Below are 26,455 nucleotides of genomic sequence, written 5' to 3'. Positions count from 1 at the left end.
GGTTACATGAGGCCGGTTAGCTCGATCGTGTGATGGTTGGCCCCTGGGCTTGCGGCGTGCTGGGCCGTCCGGGTTAACGTGATCACGCGACCTGGGACGCCCGGGTACGGCGCCAGCGTGCGGGGCCCCTGCTCCTCCGGAGTGATGGTTCAGGGCCTCCCCGTCGTCTCTGGCCGTAGCCAATTGGCCAGGTCGCGCAGGGAACTGGCCTCCCGGGCCCGGACCACGCACAGGATGCGTGTCGCCGCCCCGGGGTCGAGTACGCCGGGGACCAGCTCGCCCAAGACCGTTCGGGGCGCGCGGCTGAACAGGCTCACGCCCGCTCAGTCCACAGGAACGGTGGAGGTCTTCCGTCATCGGGGGACCGATTAGTACGCGGGGTCGGGGCGCTCGCTCTGGTCAATCCCGGTACGCCGCACACGGGGCGTGCCGGGGTTCCCGAGGGGTGGCGGTACGGGGCTGTCTATCCGGCGCCCGAGGTGGTGGCGGAGATCGCCGCGGAGACCACGGTGATTCGGGGGACGCCTGGATTCGTCGCTCCCGTGTTCGACGATCCGTACTCGGTCACTCTTGTTCATGAGGTGCTGCGTGCGGCCGAGGAGGGCAACGCGTTGGCCGCCGACACGTTGCTGCGGGTCGCGGTGACCCGGTTGCTCCGGCTCAATGGCGGGGTCCTTCAGGAGCGGGCCGTGCGTACGGCGGGTGGGCGGATCGCGGCACGCGCGCGTGCTGTGCTGGAGGAGACGATGGCCGAGCCGCCGACCCTGGAGAGGCTTGCCAAGGATCTGGGCACCAGCCCCTTCGCGCTGCTGCGGGCGTTCCGTGACGCGTACGGGTTGCCGCCGCACGCCTGGCTGACGGACGCGCGCGTGCGTCGGGCACGGCGGCTGCTGGACGCGGGTACCGCGCCCGCCGACGTGGCTGTCGCGGTCGGGTTCACCGATCAGCCACATCTCAACCGGCACTTCGCCCGGATCGTGGGCGTGCCTCCTGGGGCATACCAGCGGGAGCGCAAGAACGTACAAGATTCGTCGGGGCAGCTTCTCCTATCGTCCGACGAGTGGCAGAACAGGCAGCTCTCGCAGACACACGTGCCGACGGCGGAGGCAAACCGGACGCCGCCGTCGTACGAGACGCCCTCGGAGTCGGGGTCGCCGTCGGATTGTCCGGTTTCGCCTTCGGGGTGACCTCGGTCGGCAATGGGCTCACCCTTCTGCAGACCTGTGCGCTCAGCCTCCTGGTGTTCACCGGGGCCTCCCAGTTCGCGCTCGTGGGCGCGCTCGCGGCCGGCGGCAATCCGCTCACCGCGGCGGCGGGCGCCTTCTTCCTGGGGGTGCGCAACGCCTTCTACGGGCTGCGGCTGTCGCAGTTGCTGGCCCTCCCGCGCGCGGTGCATCCGTTCGCCGCCCAATGGGTCATCGACGAGACCACGGTGGTCGCCCTGGCGCAGCCCACGCGACGCGGTGCCCGTATCGGCTTCGCCGTCACCGGGCTCACCCTGTATGTGCTGTGGAACCTCACGACGCTGCTCGGCGGGCTGGGGGCCGAGGCCATCGGGGACACCGACGCGTGGGGTCTCGATGCCGCCGGGCCCGCTGTCTTCCTGGCACTGCTCGCGCCCATGCTGAAGTCCGGTGTGGAGCGCGCCGTCGCGGGCCTCGCCGTGGTGCTGGGGCTCGGGCTGCTGCCCGTACTGCCGGGCGGTGTGCCTGTTCTGGTGGCCGCGCTCGCGGCGCCGGTCGTTCTCTACGCGGAGGGCCGGCGTGCGGCGAAGGACGGGAAGGGGGGAGACCGTTGAACGTCTGGATCGCGATCGGTGTGACGGCTCTTGGTTGTTACGTCGTCAAGCTCGTCGGGCTCCTCGTGCCCGCCGGTGTCCTGGAACGCCCGCTCGTCAGGCGGCTCGCCGCCCTGCTGCCCGTCGCCCTCCTCGCCGCTCTCACGGCCCAGCAGGCCTTCGCGGACGGGCGGGTGCTCGTCCTGGACGCGAAGGCCGCAGGGCTCGCCGCAGCCGCCGTGGCGCTGGTGCTGCGTGCTCCCTTCCTGGTCGTCGTCGCGGCGGCCGTGGTGGTGACGGCGGGGGTCCGGGCGATGACCGGCTGAGTGCCGGCCGTGCCCGCGCTCTTGGTTCAGCCGACGGGGCGGCCGTACGCCTTCAGGGTGCGCAGTGCCTCGACCGTCGCCATGGGACGTGCCTCCAGGGCGGTGCCCGGTGCCCACGCGCGCCGGCGAGCGGGCCAGCCGCCGTCCTCGCGCTGCTCGCTCGCGAGGAAGTCCAGGGAACGGGTCATCTCCTCGTCCGTGAACCACGCGCGCGCGAGTGAGCCCGGCGTCCTCGCGTAGTCGTACGGGAAGTGGTGCTCGCCCGGGGTACAGCCGGGCGTCACCGGGTGGGCGTCGACGCGCTCCGGGTCGAGGGCCACGAGCCGGTGTTCGCGTACCAGACGGCCCAGCCGGTCGGCCGCCGCCTGCGCGCGTGAGCGGTCCGGAACCGAGTCCAGGAAGGCCACGGCGGCCTGCACCTCGTACGGATGGGACTTCTCCAGTGAGGTGATCGCCTGCCAGCAGAAGTCCGTGGCCCGGAACAGCCAGGCGTGCCACACCTCGTTGCGGTGCAGCAGGCCCACCACCGGGCCGGTGGCGAGGAGTTCGCTCGGCGGTTCGGGCACGACCCGCACGAACGGCGCCGCCGGATAGCCGTGCTGGCTGGGATGGACCGCCGGCAGCGCGCCGTCCGGTGTGGAGACGGAGGTCAGATAGCGGCACACGCGCTCCACCCGCTGCCCGCCGCAGCGCCCGATGGCGTCCAGGACCCGCAGCGCGTGCCCGGTGTGCAGAGGCTGGCTGACGGGGCCGCGCAGATCGGGTTCCAGCGCGTGGCCGTATCCGCCGTCCTCGTTGCGGTAGGCGTCCAGCGCGGTCTCGACCGCGTCGGCGCCCCCGTTCAGGAAGTGATACGCGAAGCGGCGCTGCTCCAGCACGCGCGCGGTGAGCCACACGAAGTGCTCGGCACGGAAGAGCGGGGAACGCGCCGGGGGCGTCGGGGGGAGTGGGGCTGCTCCTGTTTCGGCCATGCGTCTGACCGTAGGGCGCGAAGCGGTCCCGGTGAGCGGTCCCGGCGCGGGCCCACTCTCAGGGGCGGGATACTGAAGTCATGCGGTTGACGGTCTTCTGGCAGCGGATGGCGGATCACTTCGGTACGGGGTACGCCGACACCTTCGCGCGCGATCACGTGATGACGGAACTCGGTGGACGGACCGTCCACGAAGCCCTGGACGCCGGCTGGGAGGCGAAGGACGTGTGGCGTGTGGTGTGCACGGCCATGAACGTTCCGGTGGAAAACCGCTGAAATCGCACTGAAGTGTCATCGGTTGGCCGCGAAGATCGTAGGGCGGCGACTGATTGTCCGTGGCGTGGGCGAGACTTGCACCGTGGCATCCACAGACGAGACCGGGCAGCTCGGACAGCAGGCGTCCCCGTTCGGCACGACGCCGCCCACACCCCCGGACGGGAATGCCGCCGGGCAGGGCGCGCGCATGCCGCGCTGGCTGCCGCGCGCCATGATGCTGGCGCTCGCCCTCGTCGGCCTGTTCCAGCTGGGCAGTTGGGCCTTCCACCAGCTCACGGGCCTGTTGATCAACGTCCTCATCGCGTTCTTCGCCGCGCTCGCGATCGAACCCGCGGTGAGCCGGATGGCCGCGCGCGGGATGCGCCGGGGTCTGGCCACCTTCCTGGTCTTCATCGGCCTGCTCATCGCGATCGCCGGATTCATCACCCTGCTCGGCTCCATGCTCGCGGGCCAGATCATCAAGATCGTCGAGGACTTCCCGGCCTATCTCGACTCCGTCATCAGCTGGATCAACGCGCACTTCAACACCGACCTGAAGCGCGTGGACGTCCAGGAGGGTCTGCTCCGCTCCGACTGGCTGCGCAGCTACGTCCAGAACAGCGCCACCGGCGTCCTGGACGTCTCCGCCCAGGTGCTGGGCGGCCTCTTCCAGCTGCTGACGATCACCCTGTTCTCGTTCTACTTCGCCGCCGACGGGCCGAGACTGCGCCGCGCGCTGTGCTCTGTACTGCCGCCCGCCCGACAGGCCGAGGTCCTGCGTGCGTGGGAGATCGCCGTCGACAAGACCGGCGGCTATCTGTACTCGCGCGGTCTGATGGCGCTCATCTCCGGGGTGGCCCACTACATCCTGCTGGAGTTCCTGGACGTGCCGTACGCGCCCGTGCTGGCTGTCTGGGTGGGGCTGGTCTCACAGTTCCTCCCGACCATCGGCACCTATCTCGCGGGCGCCCTGCCGATGCTGATCGCCTTCACCGTCGATCCCTGGTACGCGCTGTGGGTGCTGGTCTTCGTCGTGGTCTACCAGCAGTTCGAGAACTACGTGCTGCAGCCCAAGCTGACCGCGAAGACCGTCGACATCCACCCCGCGGTCGCCTTCGGCTCGGTCATCGCAGGCACCGCGCTCCTCGGTGCCGTCGGCGCCCTGATCGCCATCCCGGCGGTCGCCACGCTCCAGGCGTTCCTGGGGGCGTACGTGAAGCGGTACGACGTCACGGACGACCCCCGTGTCCACGGGCACCGCGGACGGGGCCGGGGTGCGAGCGTCGTCACGCGGGTGCGGAGTCTGCTGGAGGGGCGCCGGCTCGCCGGCCCCGAGGGTTCGACGGACCCCGCGGGGGCGCCGGAATCGGACCCGCCGACGGAATCCGGGTCGGGGAAGGGCTCCGCACCCGCGTGAGAGGCGCCCGGGCCGCGGCGTCGGCGACGGACGCCGCGTAGCCCCGCCACCAACCGCGTGACAGGGGGGCTCGGCACCGTCCTGTCCGGTCGAGGGCACGCCACCCCATGTCATGCGCCCCTGGGGTGTCGCACCCGGCATCCGGCCCGTTGTCGGACCGCGAACGTAGTCTCGAAGGTGCCGGGTGTCGCGCTTGACACGAAAATCGAACATCCGTTCTGATGGAGATTCCGGCGAGGCTCTCGACGGGGATTTCGTCAGGGTTTTCATGGAGATGTGCCCGAGTTATCCACAGGCCGGACGGGCGTCGGGGCGCATTGTCAGTGGCAGGCGTTAGCGTCTTTGACGTGAAGCGATCGACTCAAGCAAATCGGGTGGAACCCATGGCAGCAGGTACTGACCGCGAGAAGGCGCTCGACGCCGCTCTCGCACAGATTGAACGGCAGTTCGGCAAGGGCGCGGTGATGCGCCTCGGTGAGCGGCCGAACGAGCCCATCGAGGTCATCCCCACAGGGTCGACCGCGCTCGACGTCGCCCTCGGTGTCGGCGGGCTGCCGCGCGGCCGAGTGGTGGAGGTGTACGGCCCGGAGTCCTCCGGCAAGACGACCCTGACCCTGCACGCGGTGGCGAACGCGCAGAAGGCCGGCGGCCAGGTCGCCTTCGTGGACGCGGAGCACGCACTCGACCCCGAGTACGCGAAGAAGCTCGGCGTCGACATCGACAACCTGATCCTGTCCCAGCCGGACAACGGCGAGCAGGCCCTGGAGATCGTGGACATGCTGGTCCGCTCCGGTGCCCTGGACCTCATCGTCATCGACTCCGTGGCCGCGCTCGTCCCGCGCGCGGAGATCGAGGGCGAGATGGGTGACAGCCACGTCGGTCTCCAGGCCCGTCTGATGAGCCAGGCGCTGCGGAAGATCACCGGTGCGCTGAGCCAGTCCCAGACCACCGCGATCTTCATCAACCAGCTGCGCGAGAAGATCGGCGTGATGTTCGGCTCCCCGGAGACCACGACCGGTGGCCGGGCGCTGAAGTTCTACGCCTCGGTGCGGCTCGACATCCGTCGCATCGAGACGCTGAAGGACGGCACCGACGCGGTCGGCAACCGCACCCGCGTCAAGGTCGTCAAGAACAAGGTCGCGCCGCCCTTCAAGCAGGCCGAGTTCGACATCCTCTACGGGCACGGCATCAGCCGCGAGGGCGGTCTGATCGACATGGGCGTGGAGCACGGCTTCGTCCGCAAGGCCGGCGCCTGGTACACGTACGAGGGCGACCAGCTCGGCCAGGGCAAGGAGAACGCCCGTAACTTCCTGAAGGACAACCCCGACCTCGCCAACGAGATCGAGAAGAAGATCCTGGAGAAGCTGGGCGTCGGCGTACGGCCCGAGAAGCCGACCGCCGAGCCGGGTGCGGACGCGGCGGGCTCGGCAGCCCCGGGCACGACCACGGACGAGGCCGCGAAGACGGTCCCGGCTCCCGCGTCGGCGGCCAAGACCGCCAAGTCCAAGGTCACGGCGGCCAAGAGCTAGCCGATGACACGACGAACCGACTGGGCCGAGTACGCCTACCCCGGTGCCTCGGAGGACCGGGGCGACGAGGGCCGCGAGGGCTCCGCCGGACGTGGTGACAGCGCCGACGGGGATACCGGGCCATACGGGGGTGGCCGCGGGACCCACAAGGGCGACGGGTGGTACGAGGGCGACGGAGGCTCCGGTGCCGGACCGCGTCGCGGTGAGGGGCCGTCGGGGGACGGCCCGCGTCGGGGCGACGGTTCCCCGGGAGGCGGACGACGCCGTGGCGGCGGTGGCCTGAGCGGCGGAAGCAGCCCGTTCGGCGAGGGCGGCTCACGCGGTGAGGGCTCGACTGGCGGGCGTGGTCGCCGTCGGCGGCGCGGCTTCGGTGAGCAGGGCGGCGACCCACAGGACGGAGGTTCCGTCTCCTCGTCGAGGGCCGAGACGGCGGAGCCCCCAGGGGACCCGGCTGAGCGGGCGCGGGCGATCTGTCTGCGCCTGCTCACCGGGACCCCGCGCACGCGGAAGCAGCTCGCGGACGCCCTGCACAAGCGCGAGATTCCGGACGAGGTGGCCGAGGAGGTGCTGTCGCGGTTCGAGGAGGTCGGACTGATCAACGACAGCGCGTTCGCGGACGCCTGGGTCGAGTCCCGGCATCACGGCCGGGGACTGGCCCGGCGGGCGCTCGTACAGGAACTGCGCACCAAGGGCGTGGACGCGACGCTCATCGACGAGGCCGTCGGACAGCTCGACTCCGAGCAGGAGGAGACGACCGCGCGTGAACTCGTCGCCCGCAAGCTGCGGGCGACCCGCGGCCTCGACCGCGACAAGCGGATACGGCGGCTCGTGGGCATGCTCGCCCGCAAGGGCTACTCCCAGGGCATGGCCCTGAGGGTGGTCCGGCAGGCGCTGGAGGAAGAGGGCGAGGACACCGAGTTCCTCGCGGACGACGGGTACTGAGCCCGTGCCGAGGTTCGGCCGTCCCGAGGCAGTCGACGGCTCGGGAGGTCTGCGTCCACGGCCCTGGACACGATGGACGCGCGGGGGCGCCGATCGCGTTCAGGGCCGGGTGGACGGTACGACTGCTTCGGGTGCGCAGTGGGCCTATGGCGTGACCGGAAGCCCCGCCGCCCGCCACGCCTGGAACCCTCCGACCAGGTCGGTCGCCCGGTGCAGCCCCAACTGGTGCAGGGACACGACCGCGAGGCTCGACGCGTACCCCTCGTTGCAGATCACCACGATCCGCAGGTCGTGGCCGGTCGCCTGAGGCGCGCGATGGCTGCCCTGGGGATCCAGGCGCCACTCCAGCTCGTTGCGCTCGACCACGAGCGCACCGGGGATCAGGCCGTCCCGCTCCCGCAGGGCCGCGTACCGGATGTCCACCAGCAGCGCCTCGCCGGCCTGCGCGGCCTCGTACGCCTCGGGTGTCTCCACGCGCGCGTAGCTGTCGCGTACGCGGTCCAGCAACTCGTCGATGCGGACGGGCTGTTCACTCACTGCCAGTCCTGCGGGCGCTCGACGTGCTCCAGCCGCAGCACCTGTCCCGTACGGCTGTAGCGGCGGATCTGGGGCAGCGGCGGGTAGTAGGCGTGGACCGAGATCGCGTGCTGGTCGCCGGACTCGTTGAGCACCTCGTGCACATGGTGGCGGCCGAAGGCCCGGCCCTGGCCGGCCGGCAGTCGCCGCTCCCGGTCGACGCCCTCGGTGAGTTCGAGGGTCTTCCAGCCGTCGGCGGGCAGCCGGGCGGCGAGCGAGTGCTCCTTGAGTTCGCCGGTCGCGGTGATGAAGGCACCGACCGACTCGGCGTGGTCGTGCCAGCCCGTACCGGTGCCGGGCGGCCAGCCGATCAGCCAGGCCTCGCTGCCGCCGGGGCCCTCAAGGCGCACCCAGGTGCGGCCCTCGGGGTCGAGCGGCAGGGAGGCGATCAACTCGGCGTCGGCGGCAGTACGGCGTACGAAGTCGAGAAGATCGGCCTGCGTCGGGGTCTTCGGGGTCCCAGAGACCTGAGCGGGGGCGGATACGGAGGGTGACACGGACACGGGTACCGTCCTGGTGAACGTTCGCGGAAGCGCGGAAACGCCGGAGAGCGGCGCGCGCGGGAAAAGGGGATGCGAATTCAGCAGGACGGACGACACACGCAGCCCGCGTAGCGGACGAGGTCCATATGGACCCTCCGCCACAGGCGCACATCGGTGTCGGCATCGGTCACGTTCCGGAGTACAGCATGACGGTGCGGAGTGGTCAACTCGTTGTCACCATGTGGACGGGTGCTGGTGGGAGGGGGTGGCCGCTGCGGGAGCGGACGGCAAGCGGAGGCGGCAGAACGGGCGGGGGCACCGGGAGGCGTCAGCGCGTGCTCGCCGCGGCCTCGGTGTTCGCCGATGCGCTCGACTCGCCTGCCTTGCCGTTCCCGTCAGCCCTGCCCGCCTTGCCCGTGGTGTCGTCCGTGCGGTCCCGCGCGGGACCGCCCAGCGTCGCCTCGGCCGCTGAGTACAGGTCGGCCGGGCGCACCCCGCTCAGCGCCGTGACCAGGTGTCCGTCCGGGCGGATCAGAAGCACCGTGTGGGCGGCGGCGCCCGGGTAGCTCTCGGTGACCAGCAGCTCGGCGGGGTGCGGCAGCGCGGCCACCGCGGCCGCAAGCCGGGGCATGAGCCCGGCGCTCACCCAGTGCTTGCGCTCCCACACACCCGTACCCGGCGCGACCAGCACCACCAGGAGCGCACCGCGCCCCAGTCGTTCCCGCAGCCCCACGAAGGAACCGTCCTCCGCGGTGACCCGTACGTCCGTCACCTGTGCGCCCGGCGGGGTCTCCACCGGGGTCTCCGCCTCGATGTGCTGAGGCGCGAGCGGTGACTGGGCGTACGCCCCCGGCGCGCCCAGGATGCCGCGCCCCAAGTGACCGTCCGTGAGCAGCGAGTCGTGTCCACGGGCCGACCCGGGGACGTACGACCGCAGCCCTCCGCCGCTGCGCAGCAGTGGCAGCGTCTGGTCGGCGGCGCGCAGCCGGGCGGAGACGGCGGCGCGCCGCTCGGTCTGGTAGCTGTCCAGCAGCGCCTCGTGCGGCCCGTGGTGCCAGGCCAGGGCCAGCTTCCAGGCGAGGTTGTCGGCGTCCCGCAGCCCCTCGTCCAGCCCCTGGGTGCCGAGCGCGCCGAGCAGGTGCGCGGCGTCCCCGGCGAGGAAGACCCGGCCGGCCCGCCAGCGCCGGGCGAGCCGGTGGTGGACGATGTGGACGCCCGTGTCGAGCAGGTCGTACGGCGGTGTGGTCCCGCCGCTCCAGCCCGCGAGGGTCTCCCGGACGCGGGTCACCAGGAGTTCGGGCGTGACCAGGTCCTTGCCGGGCGGCAGCAGCCAGTCCAGGCGCCACACACCGTCGGGGAGCGGGCGGGCGGTGATCTCCCCGGCCGACGGCCCCGATGTCCGCCACGGCGGCATCCGGTGCAACAACGCCTCACCGGGCCACGGAAGTTCCGTACGCAGCGCCGCCACGGCGTGTCGTTCCACGGCCGTACGTCCGGGGAAGCGGATGTCCTGGAGTTTGCGCACGGTGGAGCGCGGGCCGTCGCAGCCGATCAGGTAACTGCCGCGCCACCAGGTGCCGCCCGGGCCACGGGTGTGTGCCGTGACGCCGGCGGGCTCCTGCTCGACGGAGTCGAGGCGGCTGCTGACGGCGACCTTGACGAGCCGCTCGCGCGCGATGGCGGTCCGCAGGGCGCCGGTCAGCACGTGCTGGGCGACGTGCAGGGGGATGTCGGACTCCGTGAAGGGCTCCGGTCCGGGACCCGAGGGGGGCGCGTCGGCCGGCTCGTCGGTTTCCTCGGCCCCGAAAGAGATCTGACGCATCACCTGCTTGCGCCGCATCGACCGCCATCCGGCCCAGTGGAGACCGGCCTCCGCGATCGGCGCACCGGTCAGCCGTTCCAGGAGCGCGGCGGTGTCCTCGCGCAGTACGACCGTGCGCGCGGGGCGCTGGTCGTCCTTGCCCGGTCCCTCGTCGAGGACGACCGAGGGGACCTCCTGGCGCGCCAGCGCAAGCGCCAGCGTGAGCCCGACCGGCCCCGCTCCGACGATGATCACCGGGTCCATGGCGCGGCGCCCCCTGCCCAGAGCGACGTCTTCATTGACGTAAGTGAACAGGAAGTTTGAGCAGGGTGCACGATCACAGAACGTATGCAACAGACTCCGCGCCACCCGGTCAAGCTGGACGCACTACAGGCTCCTGCCCCGACCGATTCGACGTTTCCCCTGGTACGGCATGTGCACCCCGTGCCGACGGCAAATGACTGAGGCAGTGGCGAACGCGCCACTGCCTCAGTGTCGGTCATGCCACTGCCTCCAGGCAGGTCATACGAATTGACTGACCGTCAGGTGCTGCCGCCCGCGCCGGTCGCCTCCGTGCCGGCCACCGTCGCCGGTCCGAGCACCACACCGGTCGACTTCTTGCCTCGGCGCAGCCTGCCCTCCAGCCAGCTCGCGAAGCTGGTGATGAGGAAGTTGATCACGATGAAGATGACCGCCACCACGATGAAGCTGGGGATGACGTTGGCGTAGACGGCCGCGAGTGTGCTGCGCGTGTTGAGCAGCTCGGTGAACCCGATCATCACGCCGCCCAGCGCGGTGTCCTTCACGATGACCACCATCTGGCTGACGATGGCCGGCAGCATCGCGGTGACGGCCTGCGGCAGCAGGACGGCGGTCATCGTCTGCCCCTTGCGCAGACCGATCGCCATCGCGGCCTCCGACTGCCCCTTCGGCAGGGAGAGGATGCCGGCCCGGACGATCTCGGCGAGGACGGACGCGTTGTAGAGCACGAGGCCGGTGACGACCGCGTACAGGGGCCGCTGCTCAGTGCCGACGCCCGTGTAGCGGGCGTAGAACTCGTTGGCGAACAGCATCAGCAGCAGCACCGGGATGGACCGGAAGAACTCGACCACCGCACCGGCCGGAACCCTCACCCAACGGTGGTCGGAGAGGCGGGAGATGCCGAAGAACGCGCCCAGAGGAAGGGCGATCACCATGGCGAGAGCAGCCGCCTTCAGCGTGTCGGCCAGTCCCGGCAGCAGATACGTCGTCCAGGCCTGCGACTCGGTGAACGGCTTCCACAAGGCCCAGTTCAGCTGGTTCTTGTCGTCCATGGTCTGCCAGATCCACCACAGGGCCAGGGCCAGCAGGACGAAGAAGGCCACCGAGAGGAGGACGTTGCGCTTCTTGGCGCGGGGCCCCGGGGCGTCGTAGAGGACGGAGCTCATCGCTTCACCGCCAGTCGCTTGCTCAGCCAGCCCAGGATGAGGCCGGTCGGGAGGGTCAGCACCACGAACCCGAAGGCGAAGACGGCGCCGATGAGCAGCGTCTGGGCCTCGTTCTCGATCATTCCCTTCATCAGGTAGGCGGCCTCGGCCACGCCGATCGCGGCGGCCACGGTGGTGTTCTTGGTCAACGCGATCAGTACGTTGGCCAGCGGGCCGATGACCGAGCGGAAGGCCTGCGGCAGGATGATCAGCGACAGGATCTGGCTGAAGCTCAGTCCGATGGCGCGTGCCGCCTCGGCCTGGCCGAGCGGCACGGTGTTGATGCCGGAGCGGATCGCCTCGCAGACGAACGCCGCGGTGTAGGCGACGAGACCGAGGATCGCCAGGCGGAAGCCCTGGACCTTGAAGTCGGAGGAACCCATCGTCACGCCGAAGATGTCGGCGAGACCGAGCGAGGTGAAGAGGATGATGACCGTCAGGGGGATGTTCCGGACGATGTTGACATAGGCGGTGCCGAACCCGCGCATGAGCGGGACCGGGCTGACCCGCATCGCGGCCAGGAGGGTGCCCCAGACCAGGGAGCCGACTCCGGATAGGGCGGTGAGCTTCACCGTCATCCAGAAGGCGCCCCAAATACTCGGGTCGTCATAGTCTGAAAGAAAGTCGAACACGATCTCCCGCGCTTCCGGGGTGGGTGGCGTACGTGGACAGCGCGGTGTGCCGTCGCCTTGGTCGCGATCCGCGACGGCACACCGGCGAACCCTCGCGTTACTTGACGATGTTGCCGATCTTCGGCGCGGGCTCGTTCTTGTAGCCGGCCGGACCGAAGTTCGCGTCGACCGCCTTCTGCCAGGAGTTGTCGCTGACCATCTTCTCCAGGGCATCGTTGATCTTGTTCACGGTCTCGGTGTCGCCCTTCTTCACACCGATGCCGTAGTTCTCGTTGCTGAGCTTGAGGCCGGCGAGCTTGAACTGGCCCTTGTACTGCTCCTGGGCGGCGAAGCCCGCGAGGATCGAGTCGTCCGTGGTAAGCGCGTCCACGGAGCCGCTCTGCAGGCCGGAGACGCACTCCGAGTAGCCGCTGAGCTCCTTCAGGTTGGCCTTCGGGGCGATCTCGTCCTTGACGTTCTGCGCCGAGGTGGAGCCGGTCACCGAGCACAGGTTCTTGCCGTTGAGGTCGGTGCCCTCGGCGATGTCCGAGTCGGCCTTGACCAGCAGGTCCTGGTGGGCCAGCAGGTACGGGCCGGCGAAGTCGACCTTCTTGGCGCGCTCGTCGTTGATCGAGTAGGTGGCCGCGATGAACTTCACGTCGCCGCGGGCGAGCGCGTTCTCGCGGTCGGCGCTCTTGGTCTCGACGAACTCGATCTGGTTGGGCTCGTAGCCGAGTTCCTTGGCCACGTACGTCGCCACGTCCACGTCGAAGCCGGAGAAGGACCCGTCGGGATTCTTCAGGCCGAGCCCCGGCTGGTCGTACTTGATGCCGACCTTGATCTTGTCGCTGGAACCCGAGCCGGTGTCGCTGCTGTCGCTGTCGTCGCCTCCGCATGCGGTCGCGGTCAGGGCGAGGACGAGTGCGGTGGCCGCCGCGGCGGTGACCTTGCGGAGCTTCATGGTGAACATCCTTTGACTGATGGAGAGACGCGGGCCGTCGGTGCCGTGCGGGGCCTGACGGGCGAGGCTTGTCGGAGACGCGCAGATCGTCGGTGGTGCAGAGCGTCAGTGGTGCAGGATCTTGGACAGGAAGTCCTTCGCGCGGTCGCTGCGCGGGTTGCTGAAGAACTGGTCCGGCACAGCCTCTTCGACGATGCGGCCGTCGGCCATGAACACCACTCGGTTCGCGGCCGAACGGGCGAACCCCATTTCGTGGGTGACGACGATCATGGTCATGCCCTCGCGGGCGAGCTGCTGCATGACCTCGAGGACCTCGTTGATCATCTCCGGGTCGAGCGCCGACGTGGGCTCGTCGAAGAGCATGACCTTGGGGCCCATGGCCAGGGCGCGTGCGATGGCGACACGCTGCTGCTGGCCGCCGGACAGCTGTGCGGGGTACTTGTCGGCCTGCGTGGCCACGCCCACCCGGTCGAGCAGGGCGCGGGCCTTCTCCTCGGCCACCTTCTTGTCGGCCTTGCGGACCTTGATCTGGCCCAGCATCACGTTCTCGAGCACGGTCTTGTGCGCGAAAAGGTTGAAGGACTGGAACACCATGCCGACGTCGGCGCGCAGCCGGGCCAGCTCCTTGCCCTCCTGGGGCAGCGGCTTGCCGTCGATGGTGATGTCGCCGGAGTCGATCGTCTCCAGCCGGTTGATGGCGCGGCACAGGGTGGACTTACCGGACCCGGAGGGTCCGATGACCACGACCACCTCGCCGCGGGCGATGGTCAGGTCGATGTCCTGGAGAACATGCAACGCGCCGAAGTGCTTGTTGACGCTCTTCAGGACGACCAGTTCGCCGGTCGCGGCCACGTCGTCCTTGGTCATCGATACTTCGGTCATCGCTGACTGGCTCCGTCCTGCTCGGTTTCGGAGGACAGTAGTGACCCCGTGAGACCAGCGTCATTACATCTGAGGGAGAATTGAGCATAACGATCCGATGTCAGGTCAACACGCTTTGTAGCGCCCCTCGAAAGAGGTGTACCGGCTGGATAACGGAAGCGGTCCGCAGCCGGAACCAGGCACGCGCGTGCGAGTGTCCACATGGTGTACTCCGCTGGTGCACCGCCCGTGGTGTACAAGTCGAAGCGGTACGGCCGATGAACCGAAGGGGGCCGCGATGCGACTGCTCCTGGTCGAGGACGACAACCATGTCGCTGCCGCGCTCTCCGCGGTCCTGGCGCGGCACGGATTCGACGTCACGCACGCCCGCAGCGGCGAGGAGGCCCTCCAGGCGCTCGTTCCGGAGGGCAACGGCTTCGGTGTGGTGCTGCTCGACCTGGGCCTGCCCGACCAGGACGGCTACGAGGTGTGCGGCAAGATCCGCAAGCGCACCAGCACCCCCGTGATCATGGTCACCGCGCGCTCCGACGTCCGCTCCCGCATCCACGGCCTCAACCTCGGCGCCGACGACTACGTGGTGAAGCCGTACGACACCGGGGAGCTGCTCGCCCGCATCCACGCCGTCAGCCGGCGCACCTTCCACGAGGACTCCGCCGAGGCCGGTGAGAACGCGCTGCTTCTGGGGTCCCTGCGGATCGAACTGTCCACCCGGCAGGTCCTCGTGGACGGTTCGGTCGTCCAGCTGACCCGCAAGGAGTTCGATCTGCTCGCCCTCCTCGCACAGCGTCCCGGAGTGGTGTTCCGGCGCGAACAGATCATCAGCGAGGTCTGGCGCACCAGCTGGGAGGGGACCGGCCGCACCCTGGAGGTGCATGTCGCGTCCCTGCGCGCCAAGTTGCGCATGCCGGCGCTGATCGAGACCGTGCGCGGCGTGGGCTACCGGCTCGTCGCCCCGACGTCGTAGCGGGGACGGGTGCGCACACGTCTCCTCCCGCTGCTGATCGTCCTGATGGCGGCCGTCCTGCTGGCGCTCGGCGTCCCGCTCGCCATCAGCGTGGCCGCCGCCCAGCAGCAGACCGTCGTCATCGACCGGATCGACGACACCGCGCGCTTCGCGGCGCTCGCCCAGTTCGTCACCGACCGGCCCACCGGGTCCCGGGTCAAGGACATGCCCGCCGACGAACGCCGCGAGACCCTCCAACGGGAACTCGAGAGCTACTACGACGTCTACGGCATCCGTGCCGGTGTCTTCTACCGCAACGACGTCCCCATGGCCAACGCGCCGGCCGACTGGTATCTGCCGGAAACGGGCGAGGTGCGCGACGCGTTCGCCGAAGCGCTCCTCTCGCGCCGCAGCCACGATCCGCAACAGGTCTGGCCCTGGCAGCGGAACCGGCTCGTCGTCGCCTCGCCGGTCATCCGGGACGGCGACGTCGTGGCCGTCGTGGTCACCGACTCGCCCACCGGGCACATGCGTTCGCAGACACTGCACGGCTGGATCGTCATCGGCGCCGGCGAGATCGCCGCGATGCTGCTCGCCGTAGGAGCCGCGCTGCGCCTCACCGGCTGGGTGCTCAGGCCCGTACGCGTGCTCGACGCCACCACACACCGCATCGCCACCGGGAGCCTGAAGTCCCGGGTCGCGGTGGCCGGCGGGCCGCCGGAACTCAGACGGCTGGCCCGGTCGTTCAACGAGATGGCGGACAACGTCGAGGACGTGCTGGAGCAGCAGCGTGCCTTCGTCGCCGACGCCTCGCACCAGCTGCGCAACCCGCTCTCGGCGCTGCTGCTGCGCATCGAACTGCTCGCACTCGAACTGCCGGAGGACAATGAGGAGATCGCCTCGGTCCGCACCGAGGGCAAGCGCCTGGCCGAGGTCCTGGACGACCTCCTTGACCTGGCGCTGGCCGAGCACGCCGAGGCGGACCTCGCCCTCACCGACATCGGCGCGCTGACGGCCGAGCGCGTCGCGGCCTGGTCCCCGCTCGCCGAGGCCAAGGGCGTCCAGTTGGTCGGCGACTGCCCGGCCACCACCGCGTGGGCCGACCCGGTCACGCTGTCCAGCGCCCTGGACGCGGTGATCGACAACGCCGTGAAGTTCACCCCCGAGGACGAGCGTGTGCAGGTGTCGGTCGCGTCGAACGGCGAGACCTCGACGGTCGTGGTCACCGACGGCGGCCCCGGCCTCACCGACGAGGAACTCGTCCGTATCGGCGACCGCTTCTGGCGCAGCGGCAGGCACCAGAACATCAAGGGCTCGGGCCTCGGCCTGTCCATCTCCCGGGTCCTGCTGGCGGCGGGCGGCGGCACGATCTCGTACGACCATCACGAGCCGCACGGCCTGAAGGTGACCGTCCGGGTGCCCAGGTCGGGCCCGGCGTCCTGAAGGGTCCTACGGCTTGACCGAGCGGTAGTAACGCCGGGCGCCCTCGTGCAGGGTCAGCGGGTCGGTGTAGATGGCGGTCCGCAGATCCACGAGCTGCGCCGAGTGCACATGGGCGCCGATGCCGTCCCGGCTGTTGATCACCGACCGGGTCAGCCACTCGGTGAGCCTCGGGTCCACGTCCTCGCGTGTCATGAGCAGGTTGGACACCGCGATCGTTGCCACGGTCTCGCCGTCCTGGACGGACGGGTAGGCCGACTCGGGCATGTTGGTGGCCCGGTAGTAGCGGGAGGCGCCGCCCTGTTCGTGCAGCTTGGCGACCAGGTCCGCGTCGATCGGGACGAAGCGGAAGGGGAAGTCCTTCGCCAGCTGCACCAGCCCGTTCGTCGGGAGCCCGCCCGACCAGAAGAAGGCGTCGATCTGGTCCTGCTTGAGCCGCCCGGGCCCGGTGTCGATGCCGTCGGCGAAGGGCTTGATGTCCTTGGCAGGGTCGAGACCGGCGGCGGCCAGCACCCTGTTCGCGATCAGCCGTACGCCCGAGTTCTCCAGCCCTATGGCCACCCGCTTGCCCCGCAGGTCCTCCACGGTCGAGATCTTGGAGTCGCGGGGCACGACGAGCTGTACGTAGTCGTCGTAGAGACGCGCGACCCCGCGCAGGGTGTCTGCCCCCGGCCGACCCCTCAGCTTGTACGTCTCCACCGCGTCGGCCGCCGCGATGGTGAAGTCGGCGTTGCCCGTGGCCACCCGCTCGACGTTCTCCTGCGATCCCTGGCTGGTCATCAGCCGTACTTCGAGCTTCGGCATGTCCTTGGCGAAGGCCTTGCTGAGCCGCGAGCCGTACTGCTGGTAGACACCGGCCTGTGTCCCGGTGCTGAACGTGATCGTCCCGTCCGGAGGCTCCTCGTCCAGCGGCAGCAGCCACCACAGCAGCAGCCCGAAGACCACGAAACCGGCGGCCGAGCCCATGAGTGCCTGGCGCCTGCGGATCCGGGGGAGCACCTTGAACATGCGCGCGATCCTGCCAGTACGGCCCCGGTAATGGCCAGGGGAGCGGGAGCCGGCGCGGGCGGCGTTGTCTGCCGTACGACGATCGGACCGGCCCCCGGAGGGCGGCCACGAGATCGCTGGAGTCACCGCATGCGCCCCACTGACACCGCCGCTCCGTCGCCCGCCGACCTCGTCCGGGAGTTCCACCTCGCCTTCGGTCTCGACGCCCGCAGTACGCCCGCCGAGGTCTCCCCGGAACTCGCGGCGCACCGGGGCGAGCTGCTCGCGGAGGAGGCCGCGGAGGTCGCCGAGGTCGCGGTCACGGGCCCGCTGGACCGGCTGGCGCACGAGCTGGCCGACGTCGTGTACGTCGCGTACGGCACGGCCCTGGTCCACGGGATCGACCTCGACGCGGTGATCGCGGAGATCCACCGCGCCAACATGACGAAGCTGGGCCCGGACGGCCTGGTCGCCCGCAGGGCCGACGGCAAGGTACTCAAGGGCGATCACTACCGCGCGCCCGATGTCGGGGCCGTCCTGCGCCGCCAGGGCTGGGACACGGGCGAGCGGTAACCCGTACGGCCGTACTCCGGGCACCGCCTACCCTTGTCGCATGAGCAGCAGTGACCGGAGTCAGGCAGTGGACGTCAAGACCTACGAAGTGCGCACCTACGGGTGTCAGATGAACGTCCACGATTCCGAGCGATTGTCCGGGCTGCTCGAAAACGCCGGTTATGTGCGCGCTCCCAAGGGCGCGGACGGAGACGCGGACGTCGTCGTCTTCAACACCTGCGCGGTGCGCGAGAACGCCGACAACAAGCTGTACGGCAACCTCGGCCGGCTCGCCCCGATGAAGACGAAGCGTCCCGGGATGCAGATCGCGGTGGGCGGCTGTCTCGCGCAGAAGGACCGCGACACCATCGTGAAGAGGGCGCCCTGGGTGGACGTCGTCTTCGGCACGCACAACATCGGCAAGCTGCCCGTCCTGCTGGAACGCGCGCGCGTGCAGGAAGAGGCGCAGGTCGAGATCGCCGAGTCGCTGGAGGCGTTCCCGTCGACGCTGCCGACGCGGCGCGAGAGCGCGTACGCGGCCTGGGTGTCGATCTCCGTCGGCTGTAACAACACGTGCACCTTCTGCATCGTCCCGGCCCTGCGCGGCAAGGAGAAGGACCGTCGCACCGGCGACATCCTCGCCGAGATCGAGGCCCTGGTCGGCGAGGGCGTCTCCGAGATCACCCTGCTCGGCCAGAACGTCAACGCGTACGGCTCCGACATCGGCGACCGCGAGGCATTCGGCAAGCTGCTGCGGGCCTGCGGGAAGATCGACGGCCTGGAGCGGGTCCGCTTCACCTCCCCGCACCCGCGCGACTTCACCGACGACGTCATCGCCGCCATGGCCGAGACGCCGAACGTGATGCCGCAACTGCACATGCCCATGCAGTCCGGCTCGGACACGATCCTCAAGGCGATGCGCCGCTCGTACCGCCAGGAGCGCTACCTGGGGATCATCGACAAGGTGCGGGCCGCCATCCCGCACGCGGCGATCACCTCCGACATCATCGTCGGCTTCCCCGGGGAGACCGAGGAGGACTTCGAGCAGACGATGCACGCGGTGCGCCAGGCGCGGTTCGCACAGGCGTTCACCTTCCAGTACTCAAAGCGGCCCGGCACGCCCGCCGCCACCATGGAGAACCAGATCCCCAAGGAGATCGTCCAGGAGCGCTACCTGCGTCTCGCCGCCCTCCAGGAGGAGATCTCCTGGGACGAGAACAAGAAGCAGATCGGCCGCACCCTGGAGCTGATGGTCGCCGAGGGCGAGGGCCGCAAGGACGGCGCCACCCACCGCCTCTCCGGCCGCGCCCCCGACAACCGCCTGGTCCACTTCACGAAGCCGGACACCGCGGTGCGCCCCGGCGACGTGGTCACGGTCGAGATCACGTACGCCGCCCCGCACCACCTCCTCGCCGAGGGCGCAGTCCTCAACGTGCGTCCCACGCGCGCGGGGGACGCCTGGGAGAAGCGCAACACCGCGGAGGCCGCGAAGCCGGCGGGCGTGATGCTCGGCCTGCCGAAGATCGGGGCGCCGGCACCGCTGCCGGTGGCTGCGGCGAGCGGCTGCGGCTGCGACTGACGTCCTGGCACAATGCGGACAGGGAAGGAGCATCACATGTTGCCGTACAGCGTTGCGTTCACCGAACAGGCCGCCAAAGTGCGCGACAGCCTGACCGCCGACAGGCGCGACCTGCTGGAGCGTGGCCTGGCCATACTGGCGACCGACCCGCGGCACAAGCTCTCCCATTCCGTCTTCGGCGACGAGTCCACGCGCGGGCTCGCCCTGTCGCGCAATCTCTTCATCGAGTACGTGATCAGTGAGGGCAAGCTCGTGGTGCTCGTGCTCACGGTCATCGACCTGACGGACGTGCTCTTCGAGGAGTGACACCGGGCCGTCCTCCGGGGTTACGCTCCCGATCATGCTTGTCGCCGCCGCCATCTGCCCCTGTCCGCCCCTCCTCGTGCCCGAGGTGGCCGCGGGCGCGGCTCCCGAACTGGACGCCGCCCGCACCGCCTGCACGGACGCGCTGGGCGTCCTCGCGGCCTCCCGCCCCGACCGCCTGCTGGTGGTCGGGCCCGCCGGGGAGAGCGGGCGCGGACCGCACCCGGAGGGCACGCGGGGCTCGTTCCGCGGCTTCGGAGTGGACGTCGACGTACGCCTGGGCGCCGAAGCGGCGGAGGCGGCGGGGGAACTGCCGTCGGCGCTCGCCGTCGCCGCCTGGCTGCTGGAGCGGACCGGCTGGTCCGTGGCGCCCGTGGAAGGTCTGGGCGTGGGGGAACCACTGGCGCCCGAGCGGTGCTTCGAGGCCGGAAGGGACATCGGCGGACGGCCGGAGCGGCTGGCCCTGCTGGTGATGGGCGACGCCAGCGCGTGTCGCACGCTCAAGGCGCCGGGGTATCTGGACGAGCGGGCGGCCGGGTTCGACGAGGAGGTCGGGCGGGCGCTGGGCGCGGCGGACGTGGCGGCGCTCAAGGCGCTGGACGTGGAACTGGCGTACGAACTGAGGGTCTCGGGCCGCGCCCCCTGGCAGGTCCTCGCGGGCGCGGCCGAGGACGCCGGTCTCACGGGGACGCTGCTGTACGAGGACGCGCCGTACGGTGTGGGGTACGTGGTCGCGGCCTGGTCGTAGGGGGCGCCCGCGCGGGGCATACGGCCGGTGCTGTGACGCGGCGGACGGCCGGGAGCGACTGCTCCGCGGCCGTCCGCCGATGTGCTGCGGTGGTGCTGTTCGTGCCGGTCAGGAAGCCGGTGGTGGCGCGTCCGGCGGCGGCGTGAACGTGTCGTCAGGGGCGGTGGCACCGTCCTTGTGCGCCATGCGGTCCACGGCGCCCTTCGCCTTGTCGGTGCCCGTATGGATCTTGTCGCTGTACTTGCCCTTGGTCTTCTCGTCGACCACCTTCGCGGCCTTGTCGAGACCCCGTTCGATCTTGTCCCCGTGCTGCTGCGCGAGGTCCGAGACCTTGTCCTTGGCCGGGGTGAGCTTCGCCTTCAAACTGTCCAGCAGACCCATGGTTCACCTTCCCTCGCGGGCAGTTATTTGCGGGCGCCCTCACCGGCCTCGCTGTCGGCGGCCTCCTCGGCGGACTGCTGCTTGGGGATCTCGACGCCCTCGGTGGCGGCCACGGCCAGGGCTTCCGTCTTCTCCGCCGTACTCTCCGCCCCGGCACCGCTGCCGGCCTCGGACGAACCCTTCGCCGCTTCCGTCTCCTCCGCCGTAGACGCGTCCGTCACCGCGACGGACTGCTCTTCGGCGGTTGCCGCCTCCTCCGCAGTCTTCGACCGTCCAAGAAGCCGTGCAAAAACGCCCATATCCACTCCATACGTTACTCGTGCGGGCGAAATCCCGCGTCGCCCGGTGCGTCCGTTTGCGTCGCCCCCGTCACCGCCTCCCGAATCCGGCGGCACGAACCTCGCAACTGGCAACGACCCGGGACCGCCGCCGTCACGTAACTCGTTCGAGGAGGGGTCCCGGGTTTGGGAGACTGGGGAGGTGAGCAGCGCACCCCCCACCCCCCGAGTCATCGCCGTCGTCGGCCCCACGGCGGCCGGAAAGTCCGATCTGGGCGTCTTCCTGGCCCAGCGTCTCGGCGGGGAGGTCGTCAACGCCGACTCGATGCAGCTCTACCGAGGGATGGACATCGGTACCGCCAAGCTGACGCCCGAGGAGCGCGGAGGCGTCCCGCACCACCTCCTGGACATCTGGGACGTGACCGTCGCGGCCAGCGTCGCCGAGTACCAGCGCCTCGCGCGTGAGCGGATCGACGCACTGCTCGCCGAGGGCCGCTGGCCGGTCCTGGTCGGCGGCTCCGGTCTGTACGTCCGTGGCGCCGTCGACAAGATGGAGTTCCCCGGCACCGACCCCGAGGTCAGGGCCCGCCTGGAGGAGGAGCTGGCCCTGCGCGGCTCCGGCGCCCTGCACGCCCGGCTGGCCGCCGCCGACCCCGAGGCCGCGCTGGCGATCCTGCCCAGCAACGGCCGCCGTATCGTCCGGGCCCTGGAGGTCATCGAGATCACCGGCAAGCCCTTCACCGCCAACCTGCCGGGCCACGACTCCGTGTACGACACCGTCCAGATCGGCGTCGACGTGTCCCGCCCCGAGCTGGACGAGCGCATCGCGCGCCGGGTCGACCGGATGTGGGCGGCGGGGCTCGTGGACGAGGTGCGCGCGCTGGAGGCGCACGGCCTGCGCGAGGGGCTCACGGCATCGCGCGCGCTGGGCTACCAGCAGGTGCTCGCGGCGCTCGTGGGGGAGTACGGCGAGGACGACGCGCGCGCGGAGACCGTACGCGCCACCAAGCGCTTCGCGCGCCGTCAGGATTCATGGTTCAGACGCGATCCCCGGGTGCACTGGCTCAGTGGGGCTGCGGCGGATCTCACAGAACTTCCGGGCCTCGCACTGGCGTTGGTCGAACGACCGGTCACAGCCTGATCACGTCATGGCATCGGGACGCTCCGGCCGTCATCCAGGCCTCCGGCGCCGTGCCATCATCGAGCTTCGATCGACCAAGTGGAGTCCGAGTTGGGAGGGCGCGTGGCGATGGAGGCCGGCCCTCGCGACACCGCACAAGGCGCGGGACACGTCACCGGTGACGGTGGCGAAACGGAACAGGGCGAGGACCGTCTGAGCCCGGACGGGCCCGACGACACCCAGGGCGGCGTGACCGCCGACGGACCCGAACCGGACGAGATGTTCCTCGGGCCCGAGGTCGAGGTCGAACTGCGTCCGCAGCGCCGTCTGCGCATCTGGCAGCTCGCCCCGATCGTGGTCCTGGCCGCGCTCGGCTCCCTGATGTTCGCCTTCCCGCTGGCGTTCGACTTCGGCGACAGCGGAGCGGTCATCGCCATGCTGGGGTTGCTCATCTGCTCCTGCGCGGCGGGGTGGGGCATGATGGCCGCGCGCCGGGTGGGTTACACCGCACCGGGGCTGGGCGAAGGCCGTCGGCGGGGCTGGTGGGTCGTGGTGGCGTACGTCGTGATGGTGACCGTGGTGATCGCGCTCGCCGTGTGGAGAGTCGCCCGGCTGCGCTAGCAGTTCGGCTGCGGCGCCATCGTGGCTTGCCGCGCAGTTCCCCGCGCCCCTTTGGGGCGCTCCTACGCCGTACGATCGAGGGATGAGCACGCGGATCGCCTTCCTCAAGGGGCACGGGACCGAGAACGACTTCGTGATCGTCCCCGACCCCGAGAACGTCATCGACCTCTCCCCGGCCGCCGTCGCCGCCCTGTGCGACCGGCGTGCGGGCATCGGGGGTGACGGGCTGCTGCACGTCGTGCGGTCCGCCGCGCATCCCGAGGCCAGGGGCATGGCGGCCGAGGCGGAGTGGTTCATGGACTACCGCAACGGCGACGGCTCGATCGCGGAGATGTGCGGCAATGGGGTGCGGGTCTTCGCGAGCTATCTCCAGCGGGCCGGACACGTGACCGAAGGGGACATCGCCGTCGCCACGCGCGGGGGCGTGAAGAGCGTGCACATCGCCAAGGAGGGCGACGTCACCGTCGGCATGGGCAAGGCACTCCTCCCCGAAGGGGAGGTCACTGTGCGCGTGGGGGAGCGTGGCTGGCCCGCGCGGAACGTGAACATGGGCAACCCGCACGCGGTCGCCTTCGTGGAGGATCTCGCACACGCGGGGGACCTGTTCACCGCGCCGCCGTTGAGTCCCGCCTCCGTCTACCCGGACGGGGTCAACGTCGAGTTCGTGGTCGACCGGGGCCCGCGTCATGTCGCGTTTCGCGTGCACGAGCGCGGGGCCGGTGAGACCCGCTCGTGCGGCACGGGCGCGTGTGCCGTCGCCGTGGCCGCCGCCCGGCGCGACGGCGCGGACCCGGCCGTGACCGGGACCCCGGTGACGTACACCGTCGATGTGCCCGGCGGGCGCCTGGTGATCACCGAGCGGGCCGACGGCGAGATCGAGATGACGGGGCCCGCGGTGATCGTCGCCGAGGGCGAGATCGACGCCGAGTGGCTGGAAAACCTGGTCAAGTGAGGCGGAGGGCGGTCGGATATCGCAGTCCACGGGCCCTGTGGGCCGTGGAACCGTAGTCCCACAGCTCTGTGCGCCTCGGAAACAGGGTCGATCGCAGGTCGGGTGGCTCGAATGCACAGGCCCTCGAACCGTCGCTCGAATGGGTGATCCGTTTCACGCTCGACGAGAGGTGGTCAGTCGCGCGTGGTGGGCTCGGTAGCATCAAGCACCGGCCCGGACGGGGGAACAACGCCATCCCCTGAGCCGCCGTCCGCCATGGGGCATCCCGTCCGCCGGTCCAGGTAGCCGGAGGTGCCCATGAGTGCGGAGGCCACGAATCCCGCGAGCCCAGGTGCTGTGACGTCCACCTCGCCCAAGCTCGCGGTCTCGCTGGAGCAAGGGGGGACTCCCGCGCCCCGCCGACGGGCCCGCCCCCGGATCGACCTGCGTCGGCTGGGCAGAGCGGCCTTCCTCGGCTCCGCCACCCGCGACCGGTTGCCCGACGCGATCGGCCACGTGGTTGAGGCGCACCGCGCCCACCATCCCGAAGCCGATCTGGAACCGCTGCGCCGGGCCTACGTCCTGGCCGAGTCCTCGCACCGCGGCCAGATGCGCAAGAGCGGCGAGCCGTACATCACGCACCCGCTCGCCGTGACCCTGATCCTCGCCGAACTCGGCGCGGAGACCACGACCCTGACGGCGTCTCTGCTCCACGACACCGTCGAGGACACCGATGTGACGCTGGATCAGGTCGGCGAGGAGTTCGGCGCCGAGGTCCGCTTCATCGTCGACGGTGTGACCAAACTGGAGAAGGTCGACTACGGCGCCGCAGCCGAGCCCGAGACCTTCCGCAAGATGCTCGTCGCCACCGGGAACGACGTCCGCGTGATGTCGATCAAACTCGCCGACCGGCTGCACAACATGCGCACCCTGGGCGTGATGCGCCCCGAGAAGCAGGAACGCATCGCCAAGGTGACCCGGGACGTGCTCATCCCGCTCGCCGAACGGCTCGGCGTCCAGGCGCTCAAGACCGAACTGGAAGACCTCGTCTTCGCGATCCTGCACCCCGAGGAGTACCAGCACACCCGGGAGCTGATCCTCAACAACGCCTCCCGCGCGGACGACCCGCTCGCCGAGATCGCCGACGAGGTACGCGCGGTACTGCGCGACTCGGGGATCCAGGCCGAAGTCCTCATCCGGCCACGGCACTTCGTGTCCCTGCACCGGACGGCGCGCAAACGCGGCACACTGCGCGGCTCCGACTTCGGGCGGGTCCTGGTGCTCGTCAACGAGGACGCCGACTGCTACGGCGTACTGGGTGAGCTGCACACGTGCATGACGCCCGTCGTCTCGGAGTTCAAGGACTTCATCGCCGTTCCCAAGTTCAACCTGTACCAGTCGCTGCACACGGCCGTCGCCCGCAAGGACGGCCAGGTCGCCGAAGTCCTCATCCGCACCCACCAGATGCACAAGGCCGCCGAGGCCGGCGTGATCGCGCTCGGCAATCCCTACGCTCCTCCTTCGGAGGAGCAGACCGACGGCGACGGGGCGCGGGCCGACCTCGAAGGCGACGGCGAGCGCATCGACCCCACCCGGCCCGGCTGGCTCTCCCGCCTGCTCGACTGGCAGGAGGCCGCGCCCGACCCCGACACCTTCTGGTCCACCCTGCGCGAGGACCTCGCCCAGGACCGCGAGATCACCGTCTTCCGGGCCGACGGGGGCTCGCTCGGGCTGCCCGAGGGCGCGAGCTGCGTGGACGCGGCCTACGCGCAGTACGGCGAGGACGCGCACGCCTGTATCGGCGCCCGGGTCAACGGCCGGCTGGCGACGCTGAGCACGGTTCTGCGGGACGGCGACACGGTCCAGCTCCTCATGGGGCAGGACCCGGCCTCCGAGCCCTCCAGGGAGTGGCTGGAGCACGCGCGCACACCCGTCGCCAGGATCGCCATCCAGCGCTGGCTCGCCGCCCATCCGACACACGCCGAACCGGCGGACGGTGCGGAGACCTCCGGTGACCTCCCGGAGGCCGAGGAGACCCCTGCGGAGCCCGCCCGTGAGCCCGTCGGCGCCCGTCCGGCCCAGGACGGCTCCGCCGAGGCCCCGGCCGCCGCGACCGCCGTCGTCGACCAGCCCGGCGCGACCGTCCGGCTCGCCGGCTGCTGTACGCCCGTACCGCCCGACGAGGTCACCGGCTTCGCCGTGCGCGGGGGAGTGGTGACCGTCCACCGCGTGGAGTGCGCCGGGGTGGCGCGCATGAAGAGCACGGGGCGTGCGGAGGTCGGCGTGCACTGGGGTGACACCACCGAGGCCCGGGTCACCCTGGTCGCCGAATCGTTCGGGCGGCCCCATCTGCTGGCCGACCTCACCGAGGCCATCGCCCTGGAGGGCGTCGCGATCGTCTCGGCGACCGTCGAACCCCCCACGCAGCAGCGCGTACGCCACACCTACACGCTCCAACTCCCGGACGCGGCGCACCTTCCGGCCCTCATGCGGGCCATGCGCAATGTGCCGGGCGTGTACGACGTGAGCCGGGCGCAGCATCACGTGGCGGTTCCCTGAGGTACCCGTTCGGGTGGG

General features: G+C 70.4%; 28 protein-coding genes and 1 pseudogene. 17 read left to right on the top strand and 12 right to left on the bottom strand.

The window, feature by feature from the left end:
- Positions 1-144 precede the first annotated feature (144 nt).
- From ACWDR4_RS21950 to ACWDR4_RS21940, 3 genes and pseudogenes are all read left to right on the top strand, one after another.
- Positions 145-1,157: pseudogene (locus ACWDR4_RS21950) on the top strand (helix-turn-helix domain-containing protein); the annotation flags it as partial.
- Positions 1,061-1,798: an AzlC family ABC transporter permease gene (locus ACWDR4_RS21945; RefSeq protein ID WP_450410762.1), complete on the top strand. Its 738-nt coding sequence runs from the start codon at positions 1,061-1,063 to the stop codon at positions 1,796-1,798. The pseudogene ACWDR4_RS21950 and the gene ACWDR4_RS21945, both read left to right, overlap by 97 nt.
- Positions 1,795-2,103, top strand: a complete 309-nt coding sequence (locus ACWDR4_RS21940) for an AzlD domain-containing protein (RefSeq protein ID WP_450410760.1) — start codon at positions 1,795-1,797, stop codon at positions 2,101-2,103. The genes ACWDR4_RS21945 and ACWDR4_RS21940 overlap by 4 nt, the downstream gene beginning before the upstream one ends.
- Before the next feature lie 26 nt (positions 2,104-2,129).
- Here ACWDR4_RS21940 and ACWDR4_RS21935 read toward each other — a convergent pair whose 3' ends face one another.
- Positions 2,130-3,074 carry a hypothetical protein gene (locus ACWDR4_RS21935; protein ID WP_450410759.1) on the bottom strand — a complete coding sequence of 315 codons (945 nt, stop codon included), beginning with the start codon at positions 3,072-3,074 and terminating at the stop codon, positions 2,130-2,132.
- Positions 3,075-3,154: 80 nt separating this feature from the next.
- Between ACWDR4_RS21935 and ACWDR4_RS21930 the strand changes: the two genes are divergently transcribed.
- From ACWDR4_RS21930 to recX, 4 genes are all read left to right on the top strand, one after another.
- Positions 3,155-3,349, top strand: a complete 195-nt coding sequence (locus ACWDR4_RS21930) for a DUF3046 domain-containing protein (RefSeq protein WP_450410757.1) — start codon at positions 3,155-3,157, stop codon at positions 3,347-3,349.
- Between the two features lie 82 nt (positions 3,350-3,431).
- Positions 3,432-4,745: an AI-2E family transporter gene (locus ACWDR4_RS21925; protein WP_450410755.1), complete on the top strand. Its 1,314-nt coding sequence runs from the start codon at positions 3,432-3,434 to the stop codon at positions 4,743-4,745.
- Positions 4,746-5,128: 383 nt separating this feature from the next.
- A complete protein-coding gene (recA, locus tag ACWDR4_RS21920; protein ID WP_450410753.1) occupies positions 5,129-6,274 on the top strand; it encodes a recombinase RecA in 1,146 nt (381 codons plus the stop codon).
- Between the two features lie 3 nt (positions 6,275-6,277).
- Positions 6,278-7,216: a recombination regulator RecX gene (gene recX, locus ACWDR4_RS21915; protein WP_450410752.1), complete on the top strand. Its 939-nt coding sequence runs from the start codon at positions 6,278-6,280 to the stop codon at positions 7,214-7,216.
- A gap of 144 nt (positions 7,217-7,360) precedes the next feature.
- Here the strand turns inward: recX and ACWDR4_RS21910 are convergent, their stop codons facing one another.
- The 8 genes from ACWDR4_RS21910 to ACWDR4_RS21875 form a co-directional block, all read right to left on the bottom strand.
- Entirely contained in the window at positions 7,361-7,759 is a 399-nt protein-coding gene (locus ACWDR4_RS21910) for a rhodanese-like domain-containing protein (protein WP_450410784.1), read from the bottom strand.
- Positions 7,750-8,295 (bottom strand): cupin domain-containing protein, encoded by a 546-nt coding sequence (locus tag ACWDR4_RS21905; RefSeq protein ID WP_389356033.1) that lies wholly within the window; start codon positions 8,293-8,295, stop codon positions 7,750-7,752. Before ACWDR4_RS21905 ends, ACWDR4_RS21910 begins: the two co-directional genes overlap by 10 nt.
- Before the next feature lie 77 nt (positions 8,296-8,372).
- On the bottom strand, positions 8,373-8,420 hold the full coding sequence (locus ACWDR4_RS21900) for a hypothetical protein (protein ID WP_309506048.1): 48 nt from the start codon (positions 8,418-8,420) through the stop codon (positions 8,373-8,375).
- A gap of 182 nt (positions 8,421-8,602) precedes the next feature.
- Entirely contained in the window at positions 8,603-10,339 is a 1,737-nt protein-coding gene (locus ACWDR4_RS21895) for an FAD-dependent monooxygenase (RefSeq protein ID WP_450410750.1), read from the bottom strand.
- Positions 10,340-10,617: 278 nt separating this feature from the next.
- Positions 10,618-11,502 carry an amino acid ABC transporter permease gene (locus ACWDR4_RS21890; RefSeq protein ID WP_450410748.1) on the bottom strand — a complete coding sequence of 295 codons (885 nt, stop codon included), beginning with the start codon at positions 11,500-11,502 and terminating at the stop codon, positions 10,618-10,620.
- Complete coding sequence (locus tag ACWDR4_RS21885; protein WP_450410746.1) at positions 11,499-12,173, bottom strand: amino acid ABC transporter permease; 675 nt, start codon at positions 12,171-12,173, stop codon at positions 11,499-11,501. The genes ACWDR4_RS21890 and ACWDR4_RS21885 overlap by 4 nt, the downstream gene beginning before the upstream one ends.
- 97 nt (positions 12,174-12,270) lie before the next feature.
- Positions 12,271-13,113, bottom strand: a complete 843-nt coding sequence (locus ACWDR4_RS21880) for a glutamate ABC transporter substrate-binding protein (RefSeq protein ID WP_450410744.1) — start codon at positions 13,111-13,113, stop codon at positions 12,271-12,273.
- 105 nt (positions 13,114-13,218) lie between these two features.
- The gene (locus ACWDR4_RS21875) at positions 13,219-13,980 is read right to left on the bottom strand and encodes an amino acid ABC transporter ATP-binding protein (protein WP_450410783.1); all 762 of its coding nucleotides are present in this window, start codon (positions 13,978-13,980) and stop codon (positions 13,219-13,221) included.
- Positions 13,981-14,272: 292 nt separating this feature from the next.
- Between ACWDR4_RS21875 and ACWDR4_RS21870 the strand changes: the two genes are divergently transcribed.
- A complete protein-coding gene (locus ACWDR4_RS21870; RefSeq protein ID WP_450410743.1) occupies positions 14,273-14,959 on the top strand; it encodes a response regulator transcription factor in 687 nt (228 codons plus the stop codon).
- Positions 14,960-14,968: 9 nt separating this feature from the next.
- Positions 14,969-16,381 carry an ATP-binding protein gene (locus ACWDR4_RS21865; protein WP_450410741.1) on the top strand — a complete coding sequence of 471 codons (1,413 nt, stop codon included), beginning with the start codon at positions 14,969-14,971 and terminating at the stop codon, positions 16,379-16,381.
- Between the two features lie 6 nt (positions 16,382-16,387).
- Here the strand turns inward: ACWDR4_RS21865 and ACWDR4_RS21860 are convergent, their stop codons facing one another.
- A complete protein-coding gene (locus ACWDR4_RS21860) occupies positions 16,388-17,386 on the bottom strand; it encodes a TAXI family TRAP transporter solute-binding subunit (protein WP_450410739.1) in 999 nt (332 codons plus the stop codon).
- A gap of 129 nt (positions 17,387-17,515) precedes the next feature.
- Between ACWDR4_RS21860 and ACWDR4_RS21855 the strand changes: the two genes are divergently transcribed.
- Genes ACWDR4_RS21855 through ACWDR4_RS21840 form a run of 4 tightly spaced genes read left to right on the top strand, consistent with a single transcriptional unit; the run spans position 17,516 to position 20,547 of the window.
- Positions 17,516-17,938, top strand: coding sequence for a pyrophosphohydrolase domain-containing protein (locus ACWDR4_RS21855; protein ID WP_450410737.1), 423 nt, complete (start codon positions 17,516-17,518; stop codon positions 17,936-17,938).
- 40 nt (positions 17,939-17,978) lie between these two features.
- Positions 17,979-19,496, top strand: coding sequence for a tRNA (N6-isopentenyl adenosine(37)-C2)-methylthiotransferase MiaB (gene miaB, locus ACWDR4_RS21850; protein ID WP_450410735.1), 1,518 nt, complete (start codon positions 17,979-17,981; stop codon positions 19,494-19,496).
- Between the two features lie 36 nt (positions 19,497-19,532).
- Positions 19,533-19,802, top strand: coding sequence for a hypothetical protein (locus ACWDR4_RS21845; protein WP_450410734.1), 270 nt, complete (start codon positions 19,533-19,535; stop codon positions 19,800-19,802).
- A gap of 34 nt (positions 19,803-19,836) precedes the next feature.
- On the top strand, positions 19,837-20,547 hold the full coding sequence (locus tag ACWDR4_RS21840; protein ID WP_450410732.1) for a class III extradiol dioxygenase subunit B-like domain-containing protein: 711 nt from the start codon (positions 19,837-19,839) through the stop codon (positions 20,545-20,547).
- A 108-nt stretch (positions 20,548-20,655) separates the two neighbouring features.
- Here ACWDR4_RS21840 and ACWDR4_RS21835 read toward each other — a convergent pair whose 3' ends face one another.
- Both ACWDR4_RS21835 and ACWDR4_RS21830 read right to left on the bottom strand, forming a co-directional pair.
- On the bottom strand, positions 20,656-20,928 hold the full coding sequence (locus ACWDR4_RS21835; protein ID WP_450410730.1) for an antitoxin: 273 nt from the start codon (positions 20,926-20,928) through the stop codon (positions 20,656-20,658).
- 23 nt (positions 20,929-20,951) lie between these two features.
- On the bottom strand, positions 20,952-21,227 hold the full coding sequence (locus tag ACWDR4_RS21830; protein ID WP_450410729.1) for a hypothetical protein: 276 nt from the start codon (positions 21,225-21,227) through the stop codon (positions 20,952-20,954).
- A gap of 181 nt (positions 21,228-21,408) precedes the next feature.
- On the opposite strand from ACWDR4_RS21830, the gene miaA reads away from it, so the two are divergent.
- From miaA to ACWDR4_RS21810, 4 genes are all read left to right on the top strand, one after another.
- Positions 21,409-22,347: a tRNA (adenosine(37)-N6)-dimethylallyltransferase MiaA gene (gene miaA, locus ACWDR4_RS21825; protein ID WP_450410728.1), complete on the top strand. Its 939-nt coding sequence runs from the start codon at positions 21,409-21,411 to the stop codon at positions 22,345-22,347.
- A gap of 108 nt (positions 22,348-22,455) precedes the next feature.
- Positions 22,456-22,947: a hypothetical protein gene (locus ACWDR4_RS21820; protein ID WP_450410782.1), complete on the top strand. Its 492-nt coding sequence runs from the start codon at positions 22,456-22,458 to the stop codon at positions 22,945-22,947.
- 82 nt (positions 22,948-23,029) lie between these two features.
- Complete coding sequence (gene dapF, locus ACWDR4_RS21815) at positions 23,030-23,899, top strand: diaminopimelate epimerase (protein WP_450410726.1); 870 nt, start codon at positions 23,030-23,032, stop codon at positions 23,897-23,899.
- 297 nt (positions 23,900-24,196) lie between these two features.
- Positions 24,197-26,437 (top strand): RelA/SpoT family protein, encoded by a 2,241-nt coding sequence (locus ACWDR4_RS21810; protein ID WP_450410725.1) that lies wholly within the window; start codon positions 24,197-24,199, stop codon positions 26,435-26,437.
- Positions 26,438-26,455: the final 18 nt, after the last annotated feature.

Source organism: Streptomyces sp. NPDC000878, assembly GCF_053599695.1.
This window is presented reverse-complemented; position numbering and strand designations above follow the sequence as displayed.

What these genes read in the sequence shown, in the direction of transcription:
- ACWDR4_RS21855 (WP_450410737.1), top strand. Translation starts at nt 17,516, where the DNA reads ATGCGCCCCACTGACACCGCCGCTCCGTCGCCCGCCGACCTCGTCCGG.
- ACWDR4_RS21810 (WP_450410725.1), top strand. Translation starts at nt 24,197, where the DNA reads ATGAGTGCGGAGGCCACGAATCCCGCGAGCCCAGGTGCTGTGACGTCC.
- recA (WP_450410753.1), top strand. Translation starts at nt 5,129, where the DNA reads ATGGCAGCAGGTACTGACCGCGAGAAGGCGCTCGACGCCGCTCTCGCA.
- ACWDR4_RS21840 (WP_450410732.1), top strand. Translation starts at nt 19,837, where the DNA reads ATGCTTGTCGCCGCCGCCATCTGCCCCTGTCCGCCCCTCCTCGTGCCC.
- ACWDR4_RS21935 (WP_450410759.1), bottom strand. Translation starts at nt 3,074, where the DNA reads ATGGCCGAAACAGGAGCAGCCCCACTCCCCCCGACGCCCCCGGCGCGT.
- ACWDR4_RS21930 (WP_450410757.1), top strand. Translation starts at nt 3,155, where the DNA reads ATGCGGTTGACGGTCTTCTGGCAGCGGATGGCGGATCACTTCGGTACG.
- ACWDR4_RS21890 (WP_450410748.1), bottom strand. Translation starts at nt 11,502, where the DNA reads ATGAGCTCCGTCCTCTACGACGCCCCGGGGCCCCGCGCCAAGAAGCGC.
- ACWDR4_RS21870 (WP_450410743.1), top strand. Translation starts at nt 14,273, where the DNA reads ATGCGACTGCTCCTGGTCGAGGACGACAACCATGTCGCTGCCGCGCTC.
- ACWDR4_RS21880 (WP_450410744.1), bottom strand. Translation starts at nt 13,113, where the DNA reads ATGAAGCTCCGCAAGGTCACCGCCGCGGCGGCCACCGCACTCGTCCTC.
- ACWDR4_RS21820 (WP_450410782.1), top strand. Translation starts at nt 22,456, where the DNA reads ATGGAGGCCGGCCCTCGCGACACCGCACAAGGCGCGGGACACGTCACC.
- recX (WP_450410752.1), top strand. Translation starts at nt 6,278, where the DNA reads ATGACACGACGAACCGACTGGGCCGAGTACGCCTACCCCGGTGCCTCG.
- ACWDR4_RS21835 (WP_450410730.1), bottom strand. Translation starts at nt 20,928, where the DNA reads ATGGGTCTGCTGGACAGTTTGAAGGCGAAGCTCACCCCGGCCAAGGAC.
- ACWDR4_RS21830 (WP_450410729.1), bottom strand. Translation starts at nt 21,227, where the DNA reads ATGGGCGTTTTTGCACGGCTTCTTGGACGGTCGAAGACTGCGGAGGAG.
- ACWDR4_RS21895 (WP_450410750.1), bottom strand. Translation starts at nt 10,339, where the DNA reads ATGGACCCGGTGATCATCGTCGGAGCGGGGCCGGTCGGGCTCACGCTG.
- ACWDR4_RS21875 (WP_450410783.1), bottom strand. Translation starts at nt 13,980, where the DNA reads ATGACCAAGGACGACGTGGCCGCGACCGGCGAACTGGTCGTCCTGAAG.
- miaB (WP_450410735.1), top strand. Translation starts at nt 17,979, where the DNA reads ATGAGCAGCAGTGACCGGAGTCAGGCAGTGGACGTCAAGACCTACGAA.
- ACWDR4_RS21845 (WP_450410734.1), top strand. Translation starts at nt 19,533, where the DNA reads ATGTTGCCGTACAGCGTTGCGTTCACCGAACAGGCCGCCAAAGTGCGC.
- dapF (WP_450410726.1), top strand. Translation starts at nt 23,030, where the DNA reads ATGAGCACGCGGATCGCCTTCCTCAAGGGGCACGGGACCGAGAACGAC.
- ACWDR4_RS21860 (WP_450410739.1), bottom strand. Translation starts at nt 17,386, where the DNA reads ATGTTCAAGGTGCTCCCCCGGATCCGCAGGCGCCAGGCACTCATGGGC.